The sequence below is a fragment of the Pseudomonas sp. PWP3-1b2 genome (assembly GCF_049896045.1).
Taxonomy (GTDB): domain Bacteria; phylum Pseudomonadota; class Gammaproteobacteria; order Pseudomonadales; family Pseudomonadaceae; genus Aquipseudomonas; species Aquipseudomonas antarctica_B.
Genome location: NZ_JAFCTN010000034.1, coordinates 1 through 26,164 on the forward strand (window position 1 = coordinate 1; position 26,164 = coordinate 26,164).

The window sequence follows — 26,164 nt, forward strand, 5'->3', positions numbered from 1 at the left end:
GGGGGGTGTATCAGATACACCGCCATCGCAGGCAAGCCAGCTCCCACAGTTGATCCGGTTCCAATCAGGGAATTGAGGAGAATTTGAACATGCTGCAAGTCGACACGCTGCACCAGTACTACGGCGGTAGCCACATCCTGCGCGGGCTTTCATTCGAGGTGAAGGTCGGCGAAGTCACCTGCCTGCTCGGCCGTAACGGCGTGGGCAAGACCACCCTGCTCAAGTGCCTGATGGGCCTGCTGCCCGCCAAGGAAGGCGCAGTGAATTGGGAAGGCAAGGCGATCACCGGGCTCAAGCCGCACCAGCGTGTGCACGCCGGCATCGCCTATGTGCCGCAAGGCCGTGAGATTTTCGGGCGGCTGACCGTGGAAGAAAACCTGCTGATGGGCCTGTCGCGGTTTCCGGGTTCAGAGGCCAAGGAAGTGCCCGCGTTCATCTACGAACTGTTCCCGGTCTTGCTGCAAATGAAACACCGGCGTGGCGGCGACCTGTCTGGCGGCCAGCAGCAACAGCTGGCGATTGGTCGCGCCCTGGCCAGCCGTCCGCGCCTGTTGATCCTCGATGAACCCACAGAAGGCATTCAGCCGTCAGTGATCAAGGAGATCGGCGCAGTGATCAAAAAGCTCGCCGCACGCGGCGACATGGCGATTTTGCTGGTGGAGCAGTTCTACGACTTTGCCGCCGAACTGGCCGACCACTACCTGGTGATGTCACGCGGCGAAATCGTGGCGCAGGGCCGTGGTGAAAATATGGAAGCCGAGGGTGTACGCGGGCTGGTAACCATCTAATCTCTAGCGTCCTGACGATAAGCACTGAACCATGAACCTGCCCATTCCCACCGCCCTCTTCACCCCAAGCTGGCACGCCGAGCTGGAACTCGGCTACGCGCGTTTCGGCGACACCACACGCCCGGTGCTGCGTCGCCACCTCGGCCCGCTGCGGGTGCAAAAACACCTGTACGCCGAAGGCCCCGAGGTGTGCCAGCACATCATCGTGCACCCGCCCGGCGGGATTGCCGGCGGTGATCGCCTGGACATCAGCGCCCACGTTGGCGAAGGCGCCTGGGCGCAATTGACCAGCCCCGGCGCGGCCAAGTGGTATCGCGCCAACGGCCCGGCATTTCAGCAACTCGAACTGACGGTGCAAGCCGGTGCCACGCTGGAATGGCTGCCCCAGGAAACCATCGTATTCAGCGCGGCCCAGGCAGAGCTGACCACGCGCATCGAACTGAAGGGCGATGCCCGCTTGTTCTACTGGGACGTGGTGGCCCTCGGTCGCCCGGCCAGTGGCGAGCGTTTCGACCTCGGCCACTTTCAGTCACACCTGGATATTCGCCGCGACGGCCAGTTGCTCTGGCATGAGCGCCAGCGCATTGTGGGCGCCGACGGTTTGCTCGACTCGCCCATCGGGCTGGACGGGCAACCGGTGTTTGCCACGTTGCTGCTGACCGGTGACATCGAGCCGGAATTACTCGAGCAGTGCCGCGCCCTGCCCCATGCGGTGCGCGGTGACCTGACTCAATTGCCGGGCTTGCTGGTGGCGCGTTGTCTGGCCAGCGAAGCGCTGCATGCTCGGGGCTGGTTGATTGATTTATGGCGGCTTTTGCGACCGGCCGTACTGGGCCGAGAGGCCGTAGCACCAAGAATCTGGAGCACATGAAATCGGTTTATGTGGGAGCTGGCTTGCCTGCGTGCAGACGACTCGGTTAAACAAGGCACTGAGTTGATGCCATCGCAGGCAAGCCACCTCCCACATTTGATCTCTGTTGTATTTAAGAATGCATTTTATGAAGGATCTTGAACCATGGACCTGACCCCACGGGAAAAAGACAAGCTGCTGATCTTCACCGCAGGCTTGGTCGCCGAGCGCCGTCTGGCACGCGGTGTGAAGCTCAATTACCCGGAAACCATCGCCTACATCTCCGCAGCCCTGATGGAAGGCGCCCGCGATGGCCGCACCGTGGCCGACCTGATGCACTTTGGCACTACCCTGCTCAGCCGCGAGCAGGTGATGGAAGGCATCCCGGAAATGATCCCGGATATCCAGGTGGAAGCTACCTTCCCCGACGGCACCAAACTGGTCACCGTCCACCAGCCCATCGCGTGAGGTGAGAGCATGATTCGTGATGCAACCGAGCACGACCTGCCGGCAATCCGCGCGATCTACAACGACGCGGTGCTGAACACCACGGCGATCTGGAACGAGCAACCGGTGGACCTGGCCAACCGTCAGGCCTGGTTCAACGCGCGCCAGGCACAGGCCTATCCGATCCTGGTGTCCATCGACAACGGTGAAGTCACCGGCTACGCCTCGTTTGGTGACTGGCGGCCCTTCGAGGGCTTTCGCTACAGCGTCGAACACTCGGTGTACGTGCGCAACGACCAACGCGGCAAGGGCCTGGGCCCGCGCCTGATGGACGCCCTGATCGAGCGCGCCCGAACCTGCGGCAAGCACGTGATGGTCGCCGCCATCGAAAGCGGCAACGCGGCGTCGATCCGCCTGCATGAGCGCCTGGGTTTTATCACCACCGGGCAGATGCCCCAGGTGGGCATCAAGTTCGGCCGCTGGCTGGACCTGACCTTTATGCAACTGACATTGAATCCGGGCGCCGAACCGCCCAAGGAGTGAGGTCGATGAACGCCGCGCATTTGCGTCGAGTCAATGCTGAAAGCTTTGCCCACTACCGCCTGGGCCTGATCGAGCTGTTGCTGGACGCGGTCAAGCACGGTGCGTCGGTCGGCTTCATGGCTGATTTTGACGAGGCCCAGGCCCGCACCTACTTGAACGGTGTGCAGGCGAGCATTGAAGACGCCAGCGTGCTGCTGTGGGTGGTGGTGCGCGACGAACAGGTGATCGCCAGCGTGCAATTGGCGCTGTGCCAGAAAGCCAACGGCCTGAACCGCGCCGAGGTGCAAAAGCTGTTGGTGCACAGCAGTGCGCGGCGCCATGGCCTTGGTCAACAACTGATGAACACCCTGGAACTCGCCGCGCGCCAACACAAGCGCGGCCTGCTGTACCTCGACACCGAAGCCGGCTCCGGTGCCGAAGCGTTCTACCAGTCGCTGCGCTACACCAAAGTCGGTGAATTGCCCGACTACTGCCAAAGCCCGGACGGGCGCTACACCCCGACCGCCATCTACTTCAAGACCCTGGGGCAACCCTCATGATTCCTGGTGAATATCAGATCCAGCCTGGCGAGATCGAACTCAACGTCGGCCGCCGTACCGTTTCCCTCAGTGTGGCCAACAGCGGCGACCGGCCGATTCAGGTGGGCTCGCATTACCATTTTTTCGAGACCAATGACGCGCTGACGTTTGATCGCGCCGCAAGCCGTGGCATGCGTTTGAATATTCCAGCGGGCACGGCGGTGCGGTTTGAGCCGGGGCAGAGTCGTGAAGTGGAATTGGTGGATTTGAGCGGCGGGCGGCGGGTATTTGGATTTGCGGGACGAATCATGGGCGACCTTTAGGGCCTCATCGCAGGCAAGCCAGCTCCCACCTTTGGAATGTGAATGCATTCAAATGTGGGAGCTGGCTTGCCTGCGATAGCGCAATCACATTCAACACAAATATTTCAGGGCAACCACATGAAAATCAGCCGCCAAGCCTACGCCGACATGTACGGCCCCACCGCCGGTGACAAGGTCCGCCTGGCCGACACCGAATTGTTTGTCGAAGTCGAACAGGACTTCACTGTCTATGGCGAAGAAGTGAAATTCGGCGGCGGCAAGGTTATCCGTGACGGCCAGGGCCAGAGCCAGCTGCTCGCCCACGAAGTGGTCGACACGGTGATCACCAACGCGCTGATCATCGACCACTGGGGCATCGTCAAGGCCGACGTCGGCCTGAAAAACGGTCGCATCCACGCCATCGGCAAAGCCGGTAACCCGGACATCCAGCCCGGCGTGACCATGTCCATCGGCGCCAGCACCGAAGTAATCGCTGGCGAAGGCATGATCCTCACCGCTGGCGGCATCGACAGCCACGTGCACTTCATCTGCCCGCAGCAGATCGAAGAAGCACTGACCAGCGGCGTCACCACCATGATCGGCGGCGGCACCGGGCCGGCCACCGGCACCAACGCCACCACCTGTACCTCCGGCCCATGGCACCTGGCGCGCATGCTGCAAGCCAGTGATTCGTTCCCGATGAACATCGGTTTCACCGGCAAGGGCAACGCCAGTTTGCCGGAACCGTTGATCGAGCAGGTCAAGGCCGGCGCCATTGGCTTGAAGCTGCACGAAGACTGGGGCACTACCCCGGCCAGTATCAATAACTGCCTGAACGTTGCCGACGACTACGACGTGCAAGTGGCGATTCACAGCGACACGCTCAACGAGTCCGGCTTCGTCGAAACCACCCTGGCCGCACTCAAGGGTCGCACCATCCACACCTACCACACCGAGGGTGCCGGTGGCGGTCACGCGCCGGACATTATCAAGGCCTGCGGCTTCGCCAACGTGCTGCCCAGCTCCACCAACCCGACGCGGCCATTCACGCGCAACACCATCGACGAACACCTCGACATGCTGATGGTCTGCCATCACCTGGACCCCAGCATTGCTGAAGACGTGGCCTTCGCTGAAAGCCGCATCCGCCGCGAGACCATCGCCGCCGAAGACATCCTGCACGACCTTGGCGCGTTCTCGATGATCAGCTCCGACAGCCAGGCCATGGGCCGCGTCGGCGAAGTGATCACGCGCACCTGGCAGACCGCCGACAAGATGAAAAAACAGCGTGGCCCGTTGCCCGGCGATGGCCCTGGCAACGATAACTTCCGCGCCAAACGCTACATCGCCAAGTACACCATCAACCCGGCGATCACCCACGGCGTGAGCCATATTGTTGGCTCCATCGAAGTCGGTAAATGGGCCGACCTGGTGCTGTGGCGCCCGGCGTTTTTTGGCATCAAGCCGACCCTGATCCTCAAGGGCGGCGCGATTGCCTCAAGCCTGATGGGCGACGCCAACGCCTCGATCCCGACGCCGCAGCCAGTGCATTACCGCCCGATGTTCGCCAGCTTCGGCAGCTCGCTGCACGCCACCAGCCTGACCTTTATCAGCCAGGCCGCCGAGGACGCCGGGCTGCCCGAAGCGCTGGGGTTGAAGAAGCAGATAGCCGTGGTCAAGGGTTGCCGCAACGTGCAGAAAACCGATTTGATCCACAACGATTACCTGCCGGACATCGAGGTTGACCCGCAGACCTATCAGGTCAAGGCCGATGGCGTGTTGCTGTGGTGTGAACCGGCCGAGGTGTTGCCGATGGCGCAGCGGTATTTCCTGTTCTGAGCGGGTTGCGCATGGCCGCCTCAGAGGCCCGCGCTGGCTAGTCAGCGCGGGCCTTTGTTTTCAGAAGTTTTCCCGTGGGTTGAACGCGGCCTTCTTCGCCAGCTCCTGCCACAGCGCGATGGTCTCGTCATCGGCCTGCTTGGGCATCACAGCCTTGAGCTGGATGTACAGGAAGCCGCGTTCACCGGCCTTGTTCAACAAACCATGGCCCTTGGCGCGCATGCGCTGGCCGTTCTGGCTGCCGGCGGGCACCTTGAGGTTGATTTTGCCGGTCAGCGTGGGCACGGCCACTTCAGCCCCCAGCGCCAGTTCCCACGGTGCCAACGGCAGGGTGATCACCAGGTTTTCGCCTTCCACTTCAAATCTGGAATGCCCCGCAAACTTGATGATCAGGTACAGGTCACCGTTGGGGCCGCCGCCAATGCCCGGCGCGCCCTGCCCCTTGAGGCGGATGCGCTCACCGTCGGCCACGCCGGCGGGGATCTTCACATTCAGGCTCTTGGTGGTGTTGCTGACATGCCGGCCCGAGCCGTCGTATTGCGGCACCTGGAAGCTGATCTGCTTGGACTCGGTGGACAGCGTTTCTTCGAGCGCCACGGTCAGCTGCATTTCCACGTCCTGGCCTTTACGCCCGGCAGGACGGCGCTGAGCGCCTTCAAAACCGCCGCCGCGCGAGCCGAAGATCGAGCTGAAAAAGTCCGAGAAGTCGCCCGTGTCCTGACCGCCGCCAAAGCCGCCACGGCTCTGCCAGCCCGGTGGCCCCTGGAACGGCTGGCCATGCTGGCCGTATTTGCGCAGCTCATCATATTCGGCGCGCTTGTCGGCGCTTTTAAGCGCCTCATAGGCTTCGGACGCGTCCTTGAATTTCTCTTCGGCGTCTTTTTCCTTGCTTACATCCGGATGATATTTGCGTGCGAGCTTGCGATAGGCGGCCTTGATTGCCTTGTCATCGGCGCTCGGCTCGACACCCAGTATCTTGTAGTAATCTTTGAAATCCATCGGCGGTTCACCTTCCTGAATCGAGATCGCACAGCCCGGGGCACAACGTGCGCTGCTTTGCACCTGTTGAGTGATGTGGCCTGGGGGGTGCGTCAAAGTGTTATCGGCACTTGCCGTATGCAGCAGATGTGGGGGCAAATCCCCAGGTTTCAAGCACGATTTAACGGATGGTCGGCCTACGCATCCGGCCTCGACTGGCATACACTGCGCGGCCGTTTTTCAACCGGAACCTGATTGTCATGGAAAACTCATCCCCAGCCCGTGCCTGCGGTATCGACTTCGGCACGTCCAACTCCACCGTCGGCTGGATTCGTCCCGGCATGGAAACGCTGATCGCGCTGGAGGACGACAAAATCACCCTGCCGTCGGTGGTGTTCTTCAACTTCGAGGAGCGCCGCCCGGTGTACGGCCGCCTGGCGCTGCACGAATACCTGGAAAACTACGAAGGCCGGCTGATGCGCTCGCTCAAAAGCCTGCTGGGTTCCAAGTTGATCAAGCACGACACCAGCGTGCTCGGCACCGCGATGCCCTTTACCGACCTGCTGGCGCTGTTTATTGGCCAACTCAAGAGCCGCGCTGAAGCCACCGCCGGCCGGGAGTTCGAAGAAGTGGTTTTGGGCCGCCCGGTGTTTTTCGTCGATGACGACCCGATGGCCGACCAGGAAGCCGAAAACACCCTGGTGGACGTAGCGCGCAAGATCGGTTTTAAAGACATCTCGTTCCAGTACGAGCCGATTGCGGCAGCCTTCGACTACGAGTCGACCATCCAGAAAGAAGAGCTGGTGCTGATTGTCGACATCGGCGGTGGTACGTCCGACTTCTCGCTGGTGCGCCTGTCCCCGGATCGTCGCCACAACGACAACCGCCAGGATGACATCCTCGCCACTGGCGGCGTGCACATTGGCGGTACCGACTTCGACAAACAGCTCAGCCTGCAAGGCATGATGCCGCTGTTCGGCTACGGCAGCCGCATGAAAAGCGGCGCCTACATGCCCACCAGCCACCACATGAACCTCGCCACCTGGCACACCATCAACTCGGTGTATTCGCAAAAATCCCAGCTGGCCCTGGGCAGCATGCGCTACGACATCGAAGACACCGGCGGCATCGACCGCCTGTTCAAATTGATTGAACAGCGCGCGGGCCACTGGCTGGCGATGGAAGTGGAAGAAACCAAGATCCAGCTGACCCACGAAGACAGCCGCCACGTGCTGCTCGACCGGGTTGAGCCGGGGCTGAGTGTTGAACTGAGCCGGGCGCTGTTTGAGTCAGCGATTGACGGGTTGCTCGAACGCATACGCGCCAGTGTTACGCAATTGCTTAACGATGCAACGGTGAGTGTCGAGCAGGTGGACACGGTGTTCTTTACCGGTGGTTCCAGCGGGATTCCGGCACTGCGCCACAGCATCTCGGCAATGTTGCCGAATGCGCGGCATGTGGAAGGGAATATCTTTGGCAGTATCGGCAGCGGTCTCGCTATCGAAGCCAGTAAGCGGTACGGCTGCTGAGTTCTAGCTCAGAGACCGTGGCGCCCCTATCGCGGGCAAGCCCGGCTCCCACACTGGAATGCATTCCAAATGTGGGAGCCGGGCTTGCCCGCGATGGCGTCAGCTCAGGCAACATCAAGGCTTAAACCATCCCGCCGAGCTTCAGCTCGCTCTTGAGATACGCATAGTAAATCGGCCCCGCCACCACGCCCGGCAGGCCGAATGCCGCCTCAAACACCAGCATTGCCAACAGCAATTCCCACGACTTGGCACTGATCTGCCCGCCCACGATCCGCGCGTTGAGGAAGTATTCGACCTTGTGGATCACAATCAAATACCCCAACGCCGCCACTGCCACCCAGATCGACAGCGATAATGCGACGATGGTGATCAGCGTGTTGGACATCAGGTTGCCGATCACCGGCAGCAGGCCGAGCAGGAAGGTCAGCACGATCAGGGTTTTGGTCAGCGGCAGGTGAATCCCGCACAGCGGCAGCACCACGGCCAGGAAGATCGCAGTAAAGGCGGTGTTGAGCGCGGCGATCTTGATCTGGGCGAAGACGATGTTGCGAAAGGCCTGGACCAGCAGGTGCAGGCGGTCGAACAAGGCGGCGGCCAACGGTTTGCGTTTGGTCAGGTCGGGCACGCGCTGCAAGGCGATGATCGCGCCGAGCACCATGCCGATCAGCAAGGTGACGAACATGTGCGCGGCGTCCTTGCCCACAAGCTGCAGTTCGCTCAGGTGCTTGCTCAGCCAGTCGCCGATGGCCACGCGGAATTCGGCGGCGCTGGCGGGCAGGTAGGCGTCGATGAACGGCGGCAGTTGCCCGCGCGCGCGGTCGACCACCCCCATGAATTTGTCGAGGGACGCTCCGGGATTTTCGGCTTCGTGAAGCAGAAAGCTGATGGCGCCGGCGAAGATCAGGGTCAGCACGCTGACGATCAAGGTGCCGAGCAAAGCCACCGCCAGCCAACGCGCACGCCGGCCTTCGATCAGGCGTTGCAACTGCGGGGTGAGCATATTGACCAGCTCATACACCAGCAGACCGGCCAACAGGCTAGGCAACAACTTGAGCGGCAGGACCAGCAGTAATCCACCGAAAATAATGATGCAACTGACCAGCAACAACACGTGACGCTGCGAAAACGTTGGCATACAGCCTCAAAACGAACGGCGTTAAAGGAAGGGCAGTCTGCCAGCCTTGAGGGAATCAAGCGAGAGTATCGGGTGCGAATGCAATCAATTGTGGCAGCTGGCTTGCCTGCTCCCACAATTGATCTCCAGCGTCAGCTACCTTTGAGGCAAGTGCTCATAAAGGTTTTACGCGCCTCGCCGGTCAGCGCCTGTGTTTTCGCCGAAGCATTGCAGTCTTTCATCTTCTGTTGCTGCGGGGTCAGGGTCTTGGCGTCGTTGGCCGCTGGTGCCGACAGGCAGGTTTTCATAAAGGCTTTACGGTCGTCGCCTTTGAGGGTCTTGGTGGTGGCTTCAGCGTTGCAGGTGGTCATTTTGTTTTGCTGAGCGGTGGCGGCAAACCCTTGGGAACATAACAGCAGGCCCATCATCAACAGCGGAATTCGCAGGATCTTCATAGAGTTTTCTCCCTGTTACCGTGCCGAAAGGGCACGGCCTACACGGCAGTGTAGTCAAAGGCTGTTACATCTCTAGCGGCTGCGAATATTCGACCGACGGTATTGCTCCGGGGTGCAGCCGGCGTGGCGCTGGAACATCGCGATGAAGGCCGACGCGGTGCTGTAACCCAGGTCGAAGGCTACATGTTGCACGCTGTGTTCGCTGTCGAGGGCTTCGATGGCGGCCAGATAACGCAGGCGCTGGCGCCATTCGCCGAAGCTCATGCCCACTTCCCGCACGAACTGGCGCGCCAGGGTGCGCTCGCTGACATGCACCTGCTCGGCCCACTGCGCCAGGGGCCGATTGTCGCCGGGGTCAGCCTGCATGCTTTCGAGTACACCCAACAAACCGGGATGACGGGCATAGGGCAGGAAGCAATCGTGAATCGGCGCCTGTTTGAGCTGGTCCACCAACGCATGCGCCAGTCGGACATCCGCTTCGGTTTGCGGAATGTTGACGTCGCGCCGGGCAAAGTCGCCAAGGATAGCCTTGAGAATGTCACTGATCGCCAAGGTGCACGGCGCCTGCGGCAGTTGCTCGCAGAGTTCCGGGGCCAGGCCTACCGAACGATAGACAATCGCCTGGGCGTTGTAGGAGCTGTGCTCGGTACAGGGAGGAATCCATACCGCGTACTGCGGCGGCGACATGAAGCGGTTGCCGGCCACTTCCATGCGCATGACGCCGCTGGCCGAATAATCCAGCGACCCCCAGAAGTGCTGATGCGGCGTGCACTCAGTATCAGGGGCCAAATCGGAATAGCGGAAGTACACGGGGCTTGGCAGGCTGGGGAAATCCGCGAGGCGTATGGTGTGTCGGGGCATGTTGTCTGCATACAGAGGTCGTTTGTCTGGTTCGCAGTATAGGCTTCGATCCAGACAAGGGATAATCCCGGCTCAACACCCTATCTGGTTCCTTCGATGCAATACGCGTATCCCCTGCTGGCCATTTTTATCTGGGCCGGCAACACCGTGGTCAATAAGCTCGCCGTGGGCTCGATCTTCCCCGCCGAGATCGGCTTTTACCGCTGGGTGCTGGCGGCGCTGCTGTTCACCCCGTTCATGCTCAAACCGGTAATTGCCAATTGGCCGCTGATTCGCCCGAACCTGGGCAAAATCTTCATTCTCGGCGTGCTCGGCATGGCGGTTTACCAAAGCCTGGCCTACTACGCGGCGACGGTCACCACGGCGACCAACATGGGCATCATCCTGTCGCTGATGCCGTTGATGGCCCTGACGGCGGCGATCATCAGCCTCGGCCAGCGCCTGACCTTTGGCGCGCTGACCGGTGCAGTGCTGTCGTTTGCCGGCGTGGTGGTGGTGGTTTCAGCCGGTAGCCTCGGCGCCTTGCTGCAACATGGGGTCAACCTGGGCGACGGCATGATGTTGATCGCCACCCTGGCCTACGCGGTCTACAGCACCCTGCTGAAAAAATGGCAGCTGCGCCTGCCGCCGTTGGTGTTGCTGTATTTGCAGATACTGGTGGCGGTGGTGGTGCTGTTTCCGCTGTTCCTGTTTTCGGCGAAAGCGGGGTTGGGCTGGGCGAATATTCCGCTGATTCTGTACGCCTGTTTGCTGGCGTCGATGCTGGCGCCGCTGGCGTGGATGCACTCCATCAAAACCCTGGGGCCGAGTCGGACCACGCTGTTTTTCAACTTGCTGCCGCTGATCACCGCGCTGATTGCGGCGGTGGTGTTGAAGGAGGAATTGGCGCCGTATCACCTGGTCGGCGGGTTGCTGACGCTGGGAGGGGTGATTTTGTCAGAGCGCTGGACTACGCCGGTCAGGCAGAAGGTTAGTGTGGCCTGAACCACCGCCATCGCAGGCAAGCCAGCTCCCACATTTGATTGGGTTTCCACATCACCAGGTGGGAGCTGGCTTGCCTGCGATGAACGATAACGCGGTCCCCGGCTAAACCCCAGCAGCCTTCAACCGCTGCGCATGCTCGACAAACAACCGAATCGGCTCCGCGCCCTTGCCCACCAGCCCCAGCGACTGGTTGACGATATCGAAGTGGTCCAGGGCGTAGTCATCGCCAATGACCGTGCCCAGATGAGAGCTGTAGCGCCCAACCATGCCGTCGCACTGCCCCTTCTCGCGCACAAAACTGCGCGCAAACAGCCGACAGCTGCGATTCGTGCCGTCCAGCAGGTTGCGTCCACGGTCGGTCTTGCCCGGCTGCAACGTGCCAGACCACGAGTAATAGCGCACGCCGTTGACCTCCTCCAGGCCCTGCCCGCCCCAGGTGTGCGGCAAGCCTTGGGGATATTGGCGGTTGAACAACGCCACGCCGGCGCTGGTCAGGGAATGATGCGAGGCCTGCAAATCCGCCTTGAAGCGCGGCCCGCGATAGCCGGTTTCGAGCACGCCCATCACCCAGGCGACCCAATGAAACAGCGCGCTCATGATTCGGCCCTTCACGCTGTCTGCCGGGTGGTGGGCGTGGATATGGTCCGCCAGCTCCGAGCCGTGATTCGGCCCGGCCACCGAGGTCACGGACGCCACCCATTCCGGGCGTTTGGCCGCCGCGTAACGTGCGGTCAAGGCGCCCTGGCTATGGCCGATCAGGTTGACTTTGTCGGCGCCTGTCTCACGGCGAATCTGCTCAATCTGGATCAGCAATTGCTCGCCGCGCACTTCACTGGAATCCAGCGGCGCCACCTGCACGGGATACACCTGCGCCCCCCCTGCGCGCAGGGCCGGCACGATGCCGTACCAATAGGGAAAGAACCCGACGCGCACAAACCCGAGCATGCCAGGCACCAATACCAGCGGGTAACGTGTAGCTAACGGCTGCGACATGAAGCAAACGTCCGTGATCCAAAGGCGGTAAAATGAGGTTAGCCCAACTGCGCGACGAGGTTGTGACACATCCGGGCAAATCCAATAAAACTTTTTGCTGCGCGCAGCACTCACAAGTTGGAGCGATCACGCCAGCAGAGCGTGGCGTAAAACCGGATTAGCACCAGGAGATTGAGATGACTGAAGCACACTTGACTGACGTTGCGACCCTGCGCGAACGCGCCCGCCAGAACGTCGAAAACGGTGCCGTGACTGAAGGTTACGACGCTGACCGCGAAGAAATCATTCGCTTGCTCAACGCTTCGCTGGCCACTGAACTGGTCTGTGTATTGCGTTACAAGCGCCACTATTTCATGGCCTCCGGCGTGAAAGCGCATGTGGCGGCTGAGGAATTCCTTGAGCACGCGACCCAGGAAGCCGAGCACGCCGACAAGCTGGCCGAGCGCATCGTGCAACTGGGCGGCGAGCCGGAGTTCAACCCGGACCTGTTGTCGAAAAACTCCCACGCTCAATATGTGGCCGGTAACAACCTGAAGGAAATGGTCTACGAAGACCTGGTGGCTGAGCGTATCGCGGTGGACAGCTACCGCGAGATCATTCAGTACATCGGCGACAAGGACCCGACCACTCGCCGCCTGTTTGAAGAAATCCTCGCTCAGGAAGAAGAGCACGCCGACGACATGGCGGACATTCTCAGCAGCTTGTAATTGGCGGTACAAAAAGGGGGACCTGATAAATCAGGCCCCCCTTTTTTTTGTCCGCAACACCGCCAATCAAATGTGGGAGCGGGCTTGCCCGCGATAGCGTCTGAGCGGCAGCCCATGTATCGACTGTTACACCGCTATCGCAGGCAAGCCAGCTCCCACATTTTTGTACCCGGCTTGGTCCGTTAGCCCTTCACGGTTTTTGGCGCCTTGCCTTCCTTCATCTGTTGCAGCAGCGGCGCGCATTCGTTCGGCTCTCCGCCGCTGGGAGCAACCAGTGCCAACAGGCCAGCGGCCGGGCCGGCAATCACGCCCAGCGCCACCATGCCCGCGCCGCGCAATGCCAACGGAATGGCTTTCACACCGGCATTGGGCTTGATGAACGGGCCGTTGACGTACAGCGGCGAACGCAGGGAGAACAGGCGAAAGCCCTTCGATTCCGGCGTGATGGTGAGGTCAAGCTGCTCGCTGGCCATGTTCGCGGTGCCATCGATGTAGATGATCGCGTTCTCGGTATCGAACACAAACAGGCGAGTGGTCGCCAGGCCGGTCTTGATGCCGAAGTCTGCCGCTGCGCAGTTGATCTTCACTTCCTTGTCGCCGAACAGGCGGCCCACCACGTAGTTGCCCACGTTGAGCCCGGCAATTTCCATCAGCCCACGGCTGATGGCGCCGTCGTTGATGAGCATTTTCAGGTCACCGTTGGAGGTGCCCAACAGTGCGGCCACGGAGTTGCCACGCCCGGAAATATCCGCGTCGCCGTTGAGTTCACCAAAGCTGGTTTTCATCGGTTCGAAGGTCGGGAACAACTGCTTGAGCTTGAAGTTGCGCGCGGTGAGTTTGGCGCGGCCTTCCATCGGCGTAGTGCGGCCATTCAGACGAATCTGCGCGTCCAGCTTGCCGCCCGCTACACCAAAGCGCAGGGGTTCCAGGCTCAACGTGCCATCGTTGAGCACCAAGTGGGTGTAGAGGTCGGTGAAGGGCAGCTCGGCGCTGTGCACGATGCGCTTGCCGGTGAAGTCCACGTCGGCGTCCATATCGCGCCAGCGCTCGGTACGGAACTCCTCGACCGGCAGCACTTTGGTAGCCGGCTGCTTGCTTTCGCCGCCACGGGCTTTTTGCTTGGCGTTGGAGTCGGCACCGATGAGGGGTGCAAGGTCAGCCATCAGCAGTTGGTTGGAGACCAGAGCGCCGGTGAGCTTCGGCCGTGGCTTGCTGGCGACGTAGCCCAGGTCACCATGGATATCGCTGTTGCCGATCTTGCCGTTGAAGTTTTCATAGGTGAACGACGCGCCATTGGCGTCATGCAACTTGGCGATCAAGTGACCATCGGTGGAGTACGCCGGGGAGTCCGGCAGGGTAACGCCCGTCAACGGGTAGAGGTTGCCCAGGCTTGCGCCCGCCAGTTTCAGGCGCAGGTCCAGGGCACCCAGGTTTAGTGGGTCGGTCAGGGTACCGGCGATAGCGATGCTGGTATCGGCAATCTTGACCTGGGCTTGCAGCGGGAACGGTTTGGCCGCGTCCTGCAGGGCCAGCAGGCCACCAATTTTGCCGGTGCCGTCGAGTTTCTGGCCGTGGTACTGGCCTTTGACCTTGAGGGCAAACGCGTAGTCCTGAGGCGCCGAGCCTTTCTCCAGGGCTTTCTTTGCATCGGCGTCGCCGACGATTTCGCCGAAGGGAATCGGTTTGCCCAGTGGGTCGATGATCACATCGAGTTGGGTCTTGAGGGTTTGGTCATCGAGGGTCACGTGGCCTTTGTCGAAGCCGATGGCGCCGATGTCCACCACCCAGCTGGAAGGCTCGGCGTTGGGGTCTTTGGGGTCGAATTTGAAGGTCCAGTTGGCGCGGCCATCGGCCAGGCGCTGCAGGTCGGCGCTCGGCTCGGTGAGGTCGATGCGCGGAATCACCACGCGCTGCACCAGTAGCGCCAGGGGCGAAATGCGCAATTCGACTTTTTTCAGCGTGACCATTTGCGGCTTTTTCGACCAATCGGGGTTGCCAAGGGTCAGGTCTTCAGCAATCACGTGGGGCCACGGCACCCAGGAACGCCAGCCGCCTTCCTCGGGCTCGCGCGCCCACACTACCGCCAGGTTGCCATTGATGGCGAAGGGTCGATGCAGCTCTTCGGAAACCTTGGCATTGAGCGGCGGCTTGATGCGGTTCCAGTCAAAAAACACCAGCACCAAGACCACTACGGCGATTAACAGAACGAAGCTGGCGCAGCTCCAGGCGACGATTTTACGAGTGCGCGTCATTGCACATGACTCCTGATTACGACTGAGGGTGCACGCTGCGGCGCACCTTGTGACTACAGCTTATAGGGCTACGACTGGCAAACGGCGCCGGGGTTTAGCCAGAAACCGAATTAACCGTAAAAAAAGCAATTTTTCCTACAGCCCTGATCATCCGAACCCTTAACACTGCACCAGTGTTACCCACGAACGGGTCGAAAATACCCACCTTGGTGCAAAACCGCGGGCTTGAGAGGTCCGGCCTAGAGCCTCTGCCGAGAACAATCAATTCTGTTGATTATTACCATTGTGTTTATGAACTTTCATATCGACTTATCGAGAGTAGCATTAGCCCTGTACCCACTTTATCGCCCTCCTAAGGAGCAACCCATCATGAAACGCCAAGTACTCGCTGTCGCCCTGCTGTCTGTTCTCGCTTCCAGTGCCTTTGCCCTGCCAGCCGCTGAACAAGCTACCCCACAGAACAAGGCTCAAGCCGTTGAATCCAGCCAGACCCTGGCTCGCAGCGGTTCGCAAGAAGATGAAAACCGTGACTACGCCAAAGGCGCTGTTGCTGAAAATGGTTCGGAACATGCCAACAAACGTGCTTACACCGAAGGCGTTGCTGAAGGTGGCCGTGATCGCCTGGAACAGAAAGGTCTGGTAGAAGGCGGCGCTGAACAAGCCAACGAACGCGCTTACACCGAAGGTGTTGCTGAAGGTGGTTCGGACCGCCTGCAAGAACTGCATCAAGCGCAGAGCTAACCCGTGGTGGCCCAGAAAAAAGCCCGATCTGCCGATCGGGCTTTTGCTTTTTTATAAACCGCATCACGCCTGACGCCTGCCAAGTTCGACGCCGGCAAAGCTGTTTTGCTAGAGTGCGTCGCTGTACTTGCCGACAAAGCCCACCCGCCAATGCTGCCCCGCGCCGAACAGAAGCAACAGACCCGCCTCGCCCTGATGGACGCAGCCCGCCATCTGATGGAGTGTGGCCGAGGGTTTGGCAGCCTCAGCCTGCGCGAAGTGGCGAAGACCGCCGGCATCGTGCCGACAGGGTTCTATCGTCATTTTGACGACATGGACCAACTGGGTTTGGTACTGGTGAGTGAAGTCGGCCAGACTTTCCGCGCCACGATTCGCCTGGTGCGCCATAACGAATTCGTGATGGGCGGCATTATTGATGCGTCCGTGCGTATCTTTCTGGATGTGGTCTCGGCCAACCGATCGCAATTCCTGTTCCTGGCCCGCGAGCAATACGGCGGCTGCCTCGCCGTGCGCCAAGCCATTGGAGCGCTGCGCGAAGACATCACCCGCGACCTCGCGGCCGACCTGACCTCCATGCCCAAGCTCCAGCATCTGGATGCCGAAGGCCTGCACGTGATGGCCGACCTGATCGTAAAAAGTGTGTTCGCGACCCTGCCCGACATCATCGACCCGCCGGCCGAGGCGCTACCCGCCCACCTCACGCCTCAGGCGAAAATCACCCAGCAGTTGCGCTTTATCTTTATCGGGCTCAAGCACTGGCAAGGGTTGGGCAGCACTGAGTAAGCCGATCAGCCTGCGGTGTGAAAACGCTTGGCGGTGGTGTAGCTCTTCTTCCAGTAGCTGTTGCTCAACGAATCGATACGCACGCGCTTGCCGCTACTGGGTGAGTGGATGAACTTGTCCTGGCCTATATAAAGGCCCACATGGCTGACCCGACCGCGCCCATTACCCGAAAAGAACACGGCATCGCCAGGCTTGAGCGCACTGCGTTTGATGGTCGCGGCGGTTGAACGGTGCATGTCGGTGGTGGTTCGGGGTAACTGGATATCGGCTTCTGTCTTGAACAGATAGACCAGAAAACTGCTGCAATCAAACCCGCGATCCGTTGAGCGCCCGCCCGCTTTATAAGGCGTGCCGAGCAACTCGTGGGCGCGGTCGATCACGTTGTCGATGGAGGTCGCGCGCGGCTCGAACATGGCCGACGCCGAGGGAATGGCACAGGCCAGGCTGACAATGACTACACACAAAAAAGATTTGAACATGATGGACGTCGCAGTGAATTAAACACGGCGCAAATCCTAATCAAACAGCGCGTAATTTCTGGAAGGGGGAATCCTTGATGCTCGTAGGACAAATCTGAAAGGAACAGATGAAAGATATTTCACGCCGCAGGTAGTGGATCTCAACGCAAAACGCCCCCATCCGGGGCTATACAGTCAGTCACGCACCAAATTGAAACACCACCCTAATGTGCTGATGCCCCATTCGGTGGCATGTCCGTGCCTGCCTACAGGGATTTCCTACTTGCCTTCAGGGTTGGCAAGCCCCTTGCTCTGGCTCTCTTATCGCTCATAGCTGGAAGCCTTCTGATGCTGGTGATCCACCGCCGAATCGCCCCCCAAGCCCTCTGGGCCGCCGAGTTGCTGCTGAACTTCGAGGCCCGCAGCAAGAGCCGTCTGCGCTGTTTCAGTGCCGACGGTGAAGACGTCGGCTTGTTTCTGGAGCGCGGCCAGCCGCCGCTGCACGATGGCGAATGCCTACAGGCCGAAGACGGACGTGTCGTACGCGTGCGTGCTCGCCCTGAACAACTGCTGCACGTCACCTGCACCAATGCGTTTGAACTGACCCGCGCCGCCTACCACCTCGGCAACCGCCATGTGGCCTTGCAGGTTGGCGACGGCTGGCTGCGCCTGCTCGATGACTACGTGCTCAAAGCCATGCTGGATCAGTTGGGCGCCACCACTGAAACCATTGAAGCGCCGTTTCAGCCGGAACATGGCGCCTACGGCGGCGGCCACCACCATTCGCGCCATGGCGACGAAGACTTCAACTACCCGCCCAAACTGCATCAGTTCGGCGTACGCCTGTGAACAAGGCCTGGGCGCTGCTGCGTCTGGCCAGTCCGCAATTGCCGATTGGCGGCTACAGCTATTCCCAAGGCCTGGAAATGGCCGTGGAAAATGGCCGCGTCAACGATGCGGCCAGCGCTCGGCGCTGGATCAGTGATCAGCTGTCTCTCAACCTCGCCCGCTTTGAAGCCCCGTTGTTACTCGCCCACTGCCGCGCCGCGGCGGATGAGGATTGGTCACAGCTGGTGCAACTGTGCGAGGAGCATCGCGCCAGCCGCGAAACGCGTGAGCTGTACCAGGAAAGCCGGCAGATGGGTTATTCCCTGCAACAACTGCTCAACGGCCTGCCCGAACTGGACGCGGCCGCGCGCAGCTTTCTTGAACAACGGGCCGAACCTCACCTGGCTTTAGGCTGGGCCCTGGCCGCCCGCGCCTGGGCCATCAGCCCCGACGACGCCCTCGCCGCCTGGCTGTGGAGCTGGCTGGAAAACCAATTGGCCGTGCTGATGAAAACCCTGCCTCTGGGCCAGCAAGCCGCGCAACGCTTGACCAGTGAACTGCTGCCCTTGCTGCAACACGCCCAGCAGGACGCCGCCCGCATCGACCCCAACCACGTGGGCAGCGCCGCGTTTGGCCTGTCCCTGGCGTGCATGGCCCACGAGCGCCAGTACAGCCGCCTGTTCCGTTCCTAGGAGAATCAGATATGAACACACAACCCCTGCGCGTCGGCATCGGTGGCCCGGTGGGCTCCGGCAAGACCGCCCTGACCCTGGCCCTGTGCCTGGCGCTGCGCGATCGCTATAACCTGGCGGTGGTCACCAATGACATCTATACCCGCGAAGACGCCGATTTCCTGGTACGCAACCAGGCTTTGGCGCCGGAGCGCATCATCGGCGTGGAAACCGGCGGCTGCCCGCACACGGCGATTCGCGAAGACGCCTCGATCAACCTTGAAGCCGTCGACCAGCTCAACCGCCGCTTCCCCGGCCTGGACCTGATTCTGGTGGAGTCTGGCGGCGACAACTTGTCAGCTACTTTCAGCCCTGAACTGTCGGACCTGACGATCTATGTGATCGACGTGTCTGCCGGCGACAAGCTGCCGCGCAAAGGCGGGCCCGGTATTTGCAAATCCGACTTGCTGGTGATCAACAAGATCGACCTGGCGCCTCTGGTCGGCGCTTCTCTTGAGTTGATGAACAGCGACACCACGCGCATGCGCAACGGTAAACCCTTTGTGTTCAGCAACCAGAAAACCGGCGTCGGCCTGGAAGAAATCGTCGCCTTTATCGAACGTCAGGGCTTGCTGACTGCTGCCTGATTCCACCCTTTTAAGGAGCCTGCTCATGGGTCTCAACAAACTTCTCGCAACCGCCGCTTTGCTGCTGGCTCCCGCCCTCGCCTTTGCTCACCCCGGGCACGGCGATAATGGGTGGGTGGCCGGTGTCAGCCACCCGTTGGGCGGCATTGATCACTTATTGGCGATGGTCGCTGTCGGCTTGTGGGCGGCGCAGCAACAAGGCAATGCGCGCTGGGCGCTGCCGTGTGCGTTTGTCGGCACCATGTTGATTGGCGGCCTGCTCGGTTTTGAAGGGCTGCAATTGCCGGCGCTGGAAAGCGGGATTGCTGCTTCGGTGCTGGCGCTGGGTTTGGCGGTGGCACTGGCGGTGCGGCCGCCGTTGTTTGTGGCGGTGGGTGCGACGGCGTTGTTCGCGCTGTTTCATGGTGTGGCGCATGGGTTGGAATTGCCGGACATGTCCAGCCCTTGGGCGTATGCGGCGGGGTTTGTCGCTGCTACGGCTGTTTTGCATGCGGCGGGGTACGCGGTGGTGCGCGTTCTGCCGGGGGCGGCGGCGCCGTTGGTGCGGGTGGCGGGGGCGGCTTCGGCGGCGACGGGGGTTTGGTTGTTGGCGGGGTGAGTTTTTGGGGGGCGGTTTTGCCGGGCTTGGGTACACCGCCCCACCACTCGGCACCTCGCTAATGCTCGGTGTGCCCTCACTCCGGCTTTGGAGCGTGGTTAACGGGGCGTCTCAGATCAAGATCAAAAGCCAGATCAAAAGCATGGTCCAGTGTGGGGGCTGGCTTTTGTGGGAGCTGGCTTGCCTGCGATGGCATCTACTGGTTTTGCCTGATGTACCGAGGTGGCTGCATCGCAGGCAAGCCAGCTCCCACATTGTTTTGTATGACTGCTGAATGCTACGGACAGCCCATGACCCGCCTGCGCCTCGCCCTGCCCTTGCTGCTGCTCCCCGCCGCCGACCTGCTGGCCGACACCTTCGAGCGCGACGACGCGCTGAAACTTCCCGACGTGGTCATCAGCGCCAACCGTCAGGTGCAGGCGCGCAACGACAGCAGTGCCGCCAACACCGTGTTCACCCGCGCCGACATCGACCGCCTGCAACCCGGCAGCGTGACCGACCTGCTCAGCCGCGTGCCCGGCGTGCAAGTCGCGTCCACCGGCGGGCGTGGCAGTTTGCCGGGGATCTTCATCCGTGGCACCAAGACCGCCCAGAGCCTGGTGCTGGTGGACGGCCAGCGCATCGCCAATGCCACCTCGGGTGACAGTGGGTTGCAGTATTTGAGCGTCGATCAGATTGAGCGGGTAGAAGTGCTGCGCGGCTCACGCTCGGTGATCTACGGCAGTGATGCGATTGGCGGGGTCATCCAGATTTTCACCCGGCGCACTGCACAGGCGGGTGTTCACCCACGCCTGCACCTGGGCTTTGGCAGCAACCAGACCTGGGAGCGCAGCCTCGGCCTATCCGGCGGCGATGAGCGCACCCGCTTCAACCTGGGTGCCAGCCTGGATGAAACTCAAGGCATCAACTGGACCCACGAGTCCTTTGCCACCGATGGCGATCATGACGCCTACCGCAATAAGTCCCTGAGCCTGAACCTCAGCCACTCATTGAGCGATGAGGTGGAAGTCGGCTTGAACCTGCTGGATGGCCAGGGCAAGTCGGACTATGACAATCCGTTCGGGCGCTACGTCAACATGTTCGAAACCGTCGGCCAACAGCCCTACACCGACTACACGGTGAGCAGCGCCAGTGGCTATGTCGACGCCAAGCTCAACGACCGCTGGCAGACCAGACTGGAGCTGGGCCACAGCGAGAACCGCGACAAGAAGCGCGACCACCTGAGTGATGAGGGCAGCGCCTTCAATACCTACCGCGACTCGCTGAACTGGCAGAACGACCTGAGCCTGGATGACCGTAACAGCCTGATCCTCGGCGGCGACTGGTACGAGGACCGGGTGCGCGCCACCACTGAATTTGACGAGGACAGCCGCTGGAACCGCGCGGCATTTATCCAGCATCGCTTCGCGGCCGAACGGTTTTCCACTGAGTTGGGCCTGCGCCACGACACTAACCAGCAATTTGGCAGCCAGAACACCTGGAGCGGCACCCTCACCCTGCCACTCAATCCAGACAACGATCTGTTGCTGTCCTACAGCGAAGGCTTCCGCGCACCGAGCTTTAACGACCTGTATTACCCCGCCAGCAGCAACCCCAACCTCAAGCCAGAGCATTCAAAAAGCTATGAGCTGCAATGGCGCAGTCAACTGACTGAGACAACGCGCCTGGAAACCTCGCTGTATCGCACCGACCTCAAGGACGCCATCGTTGCGCAACAGCTGGATTTCTACATTCCGCGCAACGTGGCATCGGCCCGGATCAATGGCTTCGAGGCAGCGCTCAAGCAAGAGTTGTTCGGCTGGCAAGGCAACCTGGGGCTTTCAATGATTGACCCGCGTGATCGAGAGAACGGCCACACCCTGGAGCGCAGGGCACGGCGTACGCTGAGCCTGGACCTGGATCGACAGTTCGACAAACTGGGCGTTGGCGCAAGCTGGCAGGCGGTCAGTTCCAGCTATGACGACGCAGAAAACACCCATCGCCTGGGCGGTTATGGGTTGCTGGGGTTGCGCGGCAGTTGGGCGGTGAGTCGGGAAGTGGTGTTGTCGGTGAAGGTAGATAACGTGCTGGACAAGGCTTATGCCCGGGCGATGTACAGCTATCAGGACCCGAACTTTCAGAATAATCAGAATTATCGGGAAGAAGGCCGGGTGTGGATGTTTGGGGTGACCTGGACGCCGGAGATTTGATTGTTGCCTGTGGTGGCCTCATCGCAGGCAAGCCAGCTCCCACATTGGAAAGTATTTACAAATCCAAGGTGGGAGCTGGCTTGCCTGCGATAGCGGCCTCACAGGTTAGGCGCAATCACCTGACACAACCTCGCCACCGCCTCCAGCATTTGCCCGCTGGGCCGCTCCAGGCCCTTGTCCGGAACCACTCGCACTCGCGCCGCCGTCCCCGGCCAGACCTTCCAGTCATCCTTCCGGGCCTGATCACCCACCAGGATCACCTCGGGATTTCGCTGCAACACCGACTCAATATTCACCTGCGGCGCGGGCAGCTTGAGGTCATCGAACACATTGCGCGCCCCGCACACCGTCAGCGCATCGCTGATGATCTGCCCACCGCCGACGGTGTACAGCGGCTGGTTCCACACCTGGTAAAACACCCGCAATGGCTCGTCACGCCGATAACGCTGGCGCAACTCGGCCAGGCGCTGGCGTAACTGTGCGGCCAGTTCCTGGCCGGCATCAGCGCGCCCCAATTGCCCGGCAATTGCTTGAACCTGAGTGGTCAGTTGCTCAAGGGTATGGGGCTCGGCCACGTAGACGGGAATGTTCAGGCGCTGCAACTGCTCACGCTGCGCTGGCCCCACACTGCCGGGCCACAGCAGGATCAAGTCAGGCTTGAGGCTGAGCAATCGCTCAATGTCCAACTGGCCGTAATGCCCCACCGAAGGCACGCTCGCCAACGCTGCCGGCCTCTCGCCGCCGTCGAGCACGCCCACCAGCACATCGGCAGCGCCCAGTTCGACGACGATTTCAGACAGCGACGGCGCCAGGCTGACCACACGCTCGACCGCCAACACCTGGGCGCTGAAGGCCAGCAGCAAAACCGCCAGCCAGTGGCGCTTCATCCCAGCTGACGCGGGATGCGATAGAGGTAAAACAGCACCAGCGTCGACAGCGCCAGCAGAAACAGCGGCACGGCTTCCAGGCCTACGAACACGGCCAGCGCGCCGATCCAGGCTGGCAGTGCGGCCACCAGCAAGGCCGCGCGCCGACGGGCCGCGAGGGTGATCCAGGCAGCCGGCTCTTCAGGAGTATCCAGGGCTTTTGAGGTGGCGATCAGCGCGTGTTTATAGCCGTGAAAATATCGCAGGCTCAGAAACATCGAGGCCACGCCGGCGATAAAAAACGGCATGGCCAACACGGGAAGCAGAGGTTGGGCCTGGCCGAACACCAGGTTAAGCACGAACAGCGGAAGCACTGCCAGGGCCAGGTACTGCCACCAATTGAACGACAGTCGCCGTTTCACCTGGCCACGGGTCACGCGCGGTCAACCTCGCCCTGATGCTCATTGCCCATCATGTGGTCGAGCTTGCTGGCTTTGGTCGCCAGGTACAGCTTGTTGTGCGGGTTGTGCCCGGTGTGCAGCGGCACGCGCTCGGCGACGGTGATGCCCATCTCGGTCAAGGCTTTGACCTTGCGCGGGTTGTTGGTCATCAGGCGCAGGGACTTGACCCCCAGGTATTCGAGCATCGGCAGGCAGATGGCGTAGTCACGCTGGTCAGCGGCGAAGCCCAGGCGCTCGTTGGCTTCCACGGTGTCGGCGCCGCCGTCTTGCAGCTCGTAGGCGCGAATCTTGTTCATCAGGCCAATGCCTCGGCCTTCCTGACGCAAGTACAGCAACACGCCACGGCCCTCGCGGGCGATGGCGCGCATGGCCGCTTCCAGTTGCGAGCCGCAGTCACAGCGCTGGCTGAACAGCGCGTCACCGGTCAGGCACTCGGAGTGCACGCGGCCAAGCACCGGCGCGCCATCGGCGATGTCGCCCAGGCTGAGCACAACGTGCTCGCGACCCGTGGCTTCTTCGAGAAAGCCGTTCATGGTGAACGTGGCAAAAGGGGTAGGCAGCTTGGAAGCGGCGACGAAAACGACGGGCACCGTGTGCTCCTGATTTCAGATTTCACAGAGGGCGCCATTGTAACAGCAGGTTCCTGCACACGCTTAAGCTGAATTATCGCTGATAAAGATCAATCGGTTCGATTGGCCTTCGCCCCGGTTCTATGCAAGTGAGGGCGCGCAAAGCGGCTGGCACGCGTGAAGAACAGCAGCGGTGTGTGTCTAGCGAAAATGCTGGTAGCCGTGAACCGCCGGGGTGATGTTTTGCCCATCGGCGTCGAGCAGCGTCACGCCCTGCCCGGCCTCGACCCGGCCAATCACGTGGATCGGCCAACCGCCCGCCTGCAACGGCGCCAGTTCGGCAAGTGGCAGGGTGAACGCCAACACGTAGTCGTCGCCCCCGCTCAACGCGGCCAAGCGGGCTGCGTCATCGCCAACAAACGCCAGCAAGGCCGCTGACAACGGCAGCGTCTGACGCTCGATCACCAGGCTGACGGCCGACGCCCTGGCGATATGCCCGCAATCGGCCAAAAGCCCGTCGGAAATATCCATCGCAGACGTCGCTTTGCCACGAAGCGCCAAGCCCAGCGCCAGTTGCGGTTGCGGCGACCAGTAATGCGCCAGCAGCGGCTCGGCAATGGCGGCCTCAGCGCTGCGTTGGCCGAGTACCAACGGCAAGGCGCCAGCGGCGTCTCCCAGTACGCCGCCCACACACAGCAGGTCGCCCGGTTGCGCACCGCTGCGCGTCAACGCCTGGCCGGCCGGCACGCGGCCAAACACGGTCAGGGTCAGGCTCAACGGCCCGCGCGTGGTGTCGCCACCGATCAGGCCTACGCCGCAGCTTTGCGCCATGGCGTTCAAACCCTGTGCATAGCGTTGCAACCAATCGGCGTCGACCGTCGGGGTAGTGAGTGCAAGGGTAAACGCGAGGGGGTTGGCGCCCATGGCGGCCAGATCGCTGACTGCCACGGCCAGCGAGCGCTGGCCAAGCAGAAAGGGATCGCAGGGGTCGGCAAAATGCACGCCGGCCACCAAGGTATCGGTAGAGATTGCCAACTGCTCCCCGGCGGGGAGCGCCAGCAAGGCGCAGTCATCGCCGATCCCAAGGGCAATGCCTGCGCCGCCCTGCGCACATGGCGCGGCGGCGAAGTAGTTGCGGATCAGCTCAAACTCGCCCATTTGGCAGCTCAAGCGCAAATCAGCGCTTGTACGCCTTCACTTCGGCTTCACGCAGGCGCGGCGCCAGCTTGTCGAGCACGCCGTTGACGAACTTGTGGCCGTCGGTCGAACCGTAGACTTTCGCCAGTTCGATGCCTTCGTTGATCACCACGCGGTACGGCACGTCGACGCGATACAGCAGTTCCCAGGTGGACAGGCGCATCACGCACAGTTCAACCGGGTCCAGCTCTTCGATGGTCAGGTCCAGGCAAGGTGCCAGGGCCGTGTCGATCTCGCTCAGGTGCGCATACACACCGTGCAGGATGTCGTGAAAGTACGGCAGGTCAGCGAAGGTGAAGTCGTTATCGACGCGAAACTGCGCTTCGATTTCGTTCAGCGATGCACCGGCCATCTGACGCTGGTACAGCGCCTGGGTGGCCAATTGACGAGCAGCGCGGCGCTTCTCGTTCTTGGACGGTTTGCCGGCGTCGGCTGGACGCTCATCGCGAGGATTGAAACGATCGCTCTCGTCGGAAATCATTTGGCCTCCAGTTGCGACAGCAGGCTAACCATTTCCAGGGCGGACAAGGCCGCTTCAGCGCCTTTGTTGCCGGCCTTGGTGCCGGAACGCTCGATGGCTTGCTCGATGGAATCCACGGTCAGCACGCCGAAAGCGACGGGTACGCCGAACTCCATGGACACCTGGGCCAGGCCCTTGGTGCATTCGCCTGCCACGTATTCGAAGTGTGGCGTACCGCCACGAATGACCGCGCCGAGGGCGATGATCGCTGCGTATTCACCCTGCTGTGCAACTTTCTGCGCAACCAGTGGAATTTCGAAGGCGCCAGGGGCACGGATCAGGGTGATATCGCTTTCGCTCACACCGTGGCGAACCAGGGCGTCCACGGCACCGCTCACCAGGCTTTCAACCACGAAGCTGTTGAAGCGGCCAACAACCAGTGCGTAGCGGCCTTTAGGGGCGATGAAGGTACCTTCGATGGTCTTCAGGGTCATTCGACAAATCTCTTAAAGAGCAGGGACGCGAAAAGTGCGTCC

General features: G+C 61.3%; 30 protein-coding genes. 17 read left to right on the forward strand and 13 right to left on the reverse strand.

Annotated elements, in window-relative coordinates; all coding sequences use genetic code 11:
* Positions 1-89 precede the first annotated feature (89 nt).
* The 7 genes from urtE (at position 90) to ureC (ending at position 5,287) form a co-directional block, all read left to right on the forward strand.
* A complete protein-coding gene (urtE, locus tag ACP7A2_RS20195; RefSeq protein WP_426135633.1) occupies positions 90-788 on the forward strand; it encodes an urea ABC transporter ATP-binding subunit UrtE in 699 nt (232 codons plus the stop codon).
* Between the two features lie 31 nt (positions 789-819).
* On the forward strand, positions 820-1,659 hold the full coding sequence (locus tag ACP7A2_RS20200) for an urease accessory protein UreD (protein WP_426135634.1): 840 nt from the start codon (positions 820-822) through the stop codon (positions 1,657-1,659).
* A gap of 144 nt (positions 1,660-1,803) precedes the next feature.
* Positions 1,804-2,106, forward strand: coding sequence for an urease subunit gamma (locus ACP7A2_RS20205; protein ID WP_010213535.1), 303 nt, complete (start codon positions 1,804-1,806; stop codon positions 2,104-2,106).
* 9 nt (positions 2,107-2,115) lie between these two features.
* The gene (locus ACP7A2_RS20210; RefSeq protein WP_348061986.1) at positions 2,116-2,628 is read left to right on the forward strand and encodes a GNAT family N-acetyltransferase; all 513 of its coding nucleotides are present in this window, start codon (positions 2,116-2,118) and stop codon (positions 2,626-2,628) included.
* 5 nt (positions 2,629-2,633) lie between these two features.
* On the forward strand, positions 2,634-3,167 hold the full coding sequence (locus ACP7A2_RS20215; RefSeq protein WP_426135635.1) for a GNAT family N-acetyltransferase: 534 nt from the start codon (positions 2,634-2,636) through the stop codon (positions 3,165-3,167).
* Entirely contained in the window at positions 3,164-3,469 is a 306-nt protein-coding gene (locus ACP7A2_RS20220; RefSeq protein ID WP_123716077.1) for an urease subunit beta, read from the forward strand. The genes ACP7A2_RS20215 and ACP7A2_RS20220 overlap by 4 nt, the downstream gene beginning before the upstream one ends.
* A gap of 117 nt (positions 3,470-3,586) precedes the next feature.
* A complete protein-coding gene (ureC, locus tag ACP7A2_RS20225) occupies positions 3,587-5,287 on the forward strand; it encodes an urease subunit alpha (RefSeq protein ID WP_426135636.1) in 1,701 nt (566 codons plus the stop codon).
* A 60-nt stretch (positions 5,288-5,347) separates the two neighbouring features.
* On the opposite strand, the gene ACP7A2_RS20230 is transcribed toward ureC, so the two are convergent.
* Entirely contained in the window at positions 5,348-6,286 is a 939-nt protein-coding gene (locus tag ACP7A2_RS20230; RefSeq protein WP_426135638.1) for a DnaJ C-terminal domain-containing protein, read from the reverse strand.
* Between the two features lie 239 nt (positions 6,287-6,525).
* Between ACP7A2_RS20230 and ACP7A2_RS20235 the strand changes: the two genes are divergently transcribed.
* Positions 6,526-7,794 (forward strand): Hsp70 family protein, encoded by a 1,269-nt coding sequence (locus ACP7A2_RS20235; RefSeq protein WP_375068816.1) that lies wholly within the window; start codon positions 6,526-6,528, stop codon positions 7,792-7,794.
* A 121-nt stretch (positions 7,795-7,915) separates the two neighbouring features.
* Here the strand turns inward: ACP7A2_RS20235 and ACP7A2_RS20240 are convergent, their stop codons facing one another.
* From ACP7A2_RS20240 to ACP7A2_RS20250, 3 genes are all read right to left on the reverse strand, one after another.
* Entirely contained in the window at positions 7,916-8,929 is a 1,014-nt protein-coding gene (locus ACP7A2_RS20240; protein WP_375068818.1) for an AI-2E family transporter, read from the reverse strand.
* 131 nt (positions 8,930-9,060) lie between these two features.
* Positions 9,061-9,363 carry a PsiF family protein gene (locus tag ACP7A2_RS20245; RefSeq protein WP_426135639.1) on the reverse strand — a complete coding sequence of 101 codons (303 nt, stop codon included), beginning with the start codon at positions 9,361-9,363 and terminating at the stop codon, positions 9,061-9,063.
* 72 nt (positions 9,364-9,435) lie between these two features.
* Complete coding sequence (locus ACP7A2_RS20250) at positions 9,436-10,224, reverse strand: AraC family transcriptional regulator (protein ID WP_426135641.1); 789 nt, start codon at positions 10,222-10,224, stop codon at positions 9,436-9,438.
* Positions 10,225-10,320: 96 nt separating this feature from the next.
* Here ACP7A2_RS20250 and ACP7A2_RS20255 point away from each other — a divergent pair, with 96 nt between their 5' ends.
* Positions 10,321-11,208 (forward strand): DMT family transporter, encoded by an 888-nt coding sequence (locus ACP7A2_RS20255; RefSeq protein ID WP_426135642.1) that lies wholly within the window; start codon positions 10,321-10,323, stop codon positions 11,206-11,208.
* A 102-nt stretch (positions 11,209-11,310) separates the two neighbouring features.
* Here the strand turns inward: ACP7A2_RS20255 and ACP7A2_RS20260 are convergent, their stop codons facing one another.
* Positions 11,311-12,201, reverse strand: a complete 891-nt coding sequence (locus ACP7A2_RS20260) for an esterase/lipase family protein (protein ID WP_426135643.1) — start codon at positions 12,199-12,201, stop codon at positions 11,311-11,313.
* A 176-nt stretch (positions 12,202-12,377) separates the two neighbouring features.
* Here ACP7A2_RS20260 and ACP7A2_RS20265 point away from each other — a divergent pair, with 176 nt between their 5' ends.
* Positions 12,378-12,908 (forward strand): ferritin-like domain-containing protein, encoded by a 531-nt coding sequence (locus ACP7A2_RS20265; RefSeq protein WP_426135644.1) that lies wholly within the window; start codon positions 12,378-12,380, stop codon positions 12,906-12,908.
* A gap of 182 nt (positions 12,909-13,090) precedes the next feature.
* Here the strand turns inward: ACP7A2_RS20265 and ACP7A2_RS20270 are convergent, their stop codons facing one another.
* A complete protein-coding gene (locus tag ACP7A2_RS20270) occupies positions 13,091-15,160 on the reverse strand; it encodes an AsmA family protein (protein ID WP_426135645.1) in 2,070 nt (689 codons plus the stop codon).
* 369 nt (positions 15,161-15,529) lie between these two features.
* Here ACP7A2_RS20270 and ACP7A2_RS20275 point away from each other — a divergent pair, with 369 nt between their 5' ends.
* Both ACP7A2_RS20275 and ACP7A2_RS20280 read left to right on the forward strand, forming a co-directional pair.
* A complete protein-coding gene (locus tag ACP7A2_RS20275; RefSeq protein WP_426135646.1) occupies positions 15,530-15,901 on the forward strand; it encodes a hypothetical protein in 372 nt (123 codons plus the stop codon).
* 150 nt (positions 15,902-16,051) lie between these two features.
* Positions 16,052-16,684, forward strand: coding sequence for a TetR family transcriptional regulator (locus ACP7A2_RS20280; RefSeq protein WP_426135647.1), 633 nt, complete (start codon positions 16,052-16,054; stop codon positions 16,682-16,684).
* A gap of 5 nt (positions 16,685-16,689) precedes the next feature.
* Here ACP7A2_RS20280 and ACP7A2_RS20285 read toward each other — a convergent pair whose 3' ends face one another.
* Positions 16,690-17,163, reverse strand: a complete 474-nt coding sequence (locus ACP7A2_RS20285) for a C40 family peptidase (RefSeq protein ID WP_426135648.1) — start codon at positions 17,161-17,163, stop codon at positions 16,690-16,692.
* Positions 17,164-17,490: 327 nt separating this feature from the next.
* On the opposite strand from ACP7A2_RS20285, the gene ureE reads away from it, so the two are divergent.
* From ureE to ACP7A2_RS20310, 5 genes are all read left to right on the forward strand, one after another.
* A complete protein-coding gene (gene ureE, locus ACP7A2_RS20290) occupies positions 17,491-17,991 on the forward strand; it encodes an urease accessory protein UreE (protein ID WP_078740442.1) in 501 nt (166 codons plus the stop codon).
* Positions 17,988-18,662, forward strand: coding sequence for an urease accessory protein UreF (locus tag ACP7A2_RS20295; protein WP_426135649.1), 675 nt, complete (start codon positions 17,988-17,990; stop codon positions 18,660-18,662). Before ureE ends, ACP7A2_RS20295 begins: the two co-directional genes overlap by 4 nt.
* A gap of 11 nt (positions 18,663-18,673) precedes the next feature.
* Positions 18,674-19,288, forward strand: coding sequence for an urease accessory protein UreG (gene ureG / locus ACP7A2_RS20300; protein WP_017737493.1), 615 nt, complete (start codon positions 18,674-18,676; stop codon positions 19,286-19,288).
* Between the two features lie 25 nt (positions 19,289-19,313).
* A complete protein-coding gene (locus tag ACP7A2_RS20305; RefSeq protein ID WP_426135650.1) occupies positions 19,314-19,886 on the forward strand; it encodes a HupE/UreJ family protein in 573 nt (190 codons plus the stop codon).
* Between the two features lie 290 nt (positions 19,887-20,176).
* Positions 20,177-22,075, forward strand: a complete 1,899-nt coding sequence (locus ACP7A2_RS20310; protein ID WP_426135651.1) for a TonB-dependent receptor domain-containing protein — start codon at positions 20,177-20,179, stop codon at positions 22,073-22,075.
* 98 nt (positions 22,076-22,173) lie between these two features.
* Here the strand turns inward: ACP7A2_RS20310 and ACP7A2_RS20315 are convergent, their stop codons facing one another.
* From ACP7A2_RS20315 to ribH, 6 genes are all read right to left on the reverse strand, one after another.
* Positions 22,174-22,962, reverse strand: coding sequence for a cobalamin-binding protein (locus ACP7A2_RS20315; RefSeq protein ID WP_426135652.1), 789 nt, complete (start codon positions 22,960-22,962; stop codon positions 22,174-22,176).
* Positions 22,959-23,378 carry an MFS transporter gene (locus tag ACP7A2_RS20320; protein ID WP_426135653.1) on the reverse strand — a complete coding sequence of 140 codons (420 nt, stop codon included), beginning with the start codon at positions 23,376-23,378 and terminating at the stop codon, positions 22,959-22,961. Before ACP7A2_RS20320 ends, ACP7A2_RS20315 begins: the two co-directional genes overlap by 4 nt.
* The gene (gene ribA / locus ACP7A2_RS20325; protein WP_348056174.1) at positions 23,375-23,992 is read right to left on the reverse strand and encodes a GTP cyclohydrolase II; all 618 of its coding nucleotides are present in this window, start codon (positions 23,990-23,992) and stop codon (positions 23,375-23,377) included. The genes ACP7A2_RS20320 and ribA overlap by 4 nt, the downstream gene beginning before the upstream one ends.
* A 180-nt stretch (positions 23,993-24,172) precedes the next feature.
* Positions 24,173-25,129: a thiamine-phosphate kinase gene (gene thiL, locus ACP7A2_RS20330; RefSeq protein ID WP_426135654.1), complete on the reverse strand. Its 957-nt coding sequence runs from the start codon at positions 25,127-25,129 to the stop codon at positions 24,173-24,175.
* Positions 25,130-25,148: 19 nt separating this feature from the next.
* Positions 25,149-25,649, reverse strand: a complete 501-nt coding sequence (gene nusB, locus ACP7A2_RS20335; protein WP_065873720.1) for a transcription antitermination factor NusB — start codon at positions 25,647-25,649, stop codon at positions 25,149-25,151.
* Entirely contained in the window at positions 25,646-26,122 is a 477-nt protein-coding gene (gene ribH, locus ACP7A2_RS20340) for a 6,7-dimethyl-8-ribityllumazine synthase (RefSeq protein WP_003194576.1), read from the reverse strand. Before ribH ends, nusB begins: the two co-directional genes overlap by 4 nt.
* Positions 26,123-26,164 lie beyond the last annotated feature (42 nt).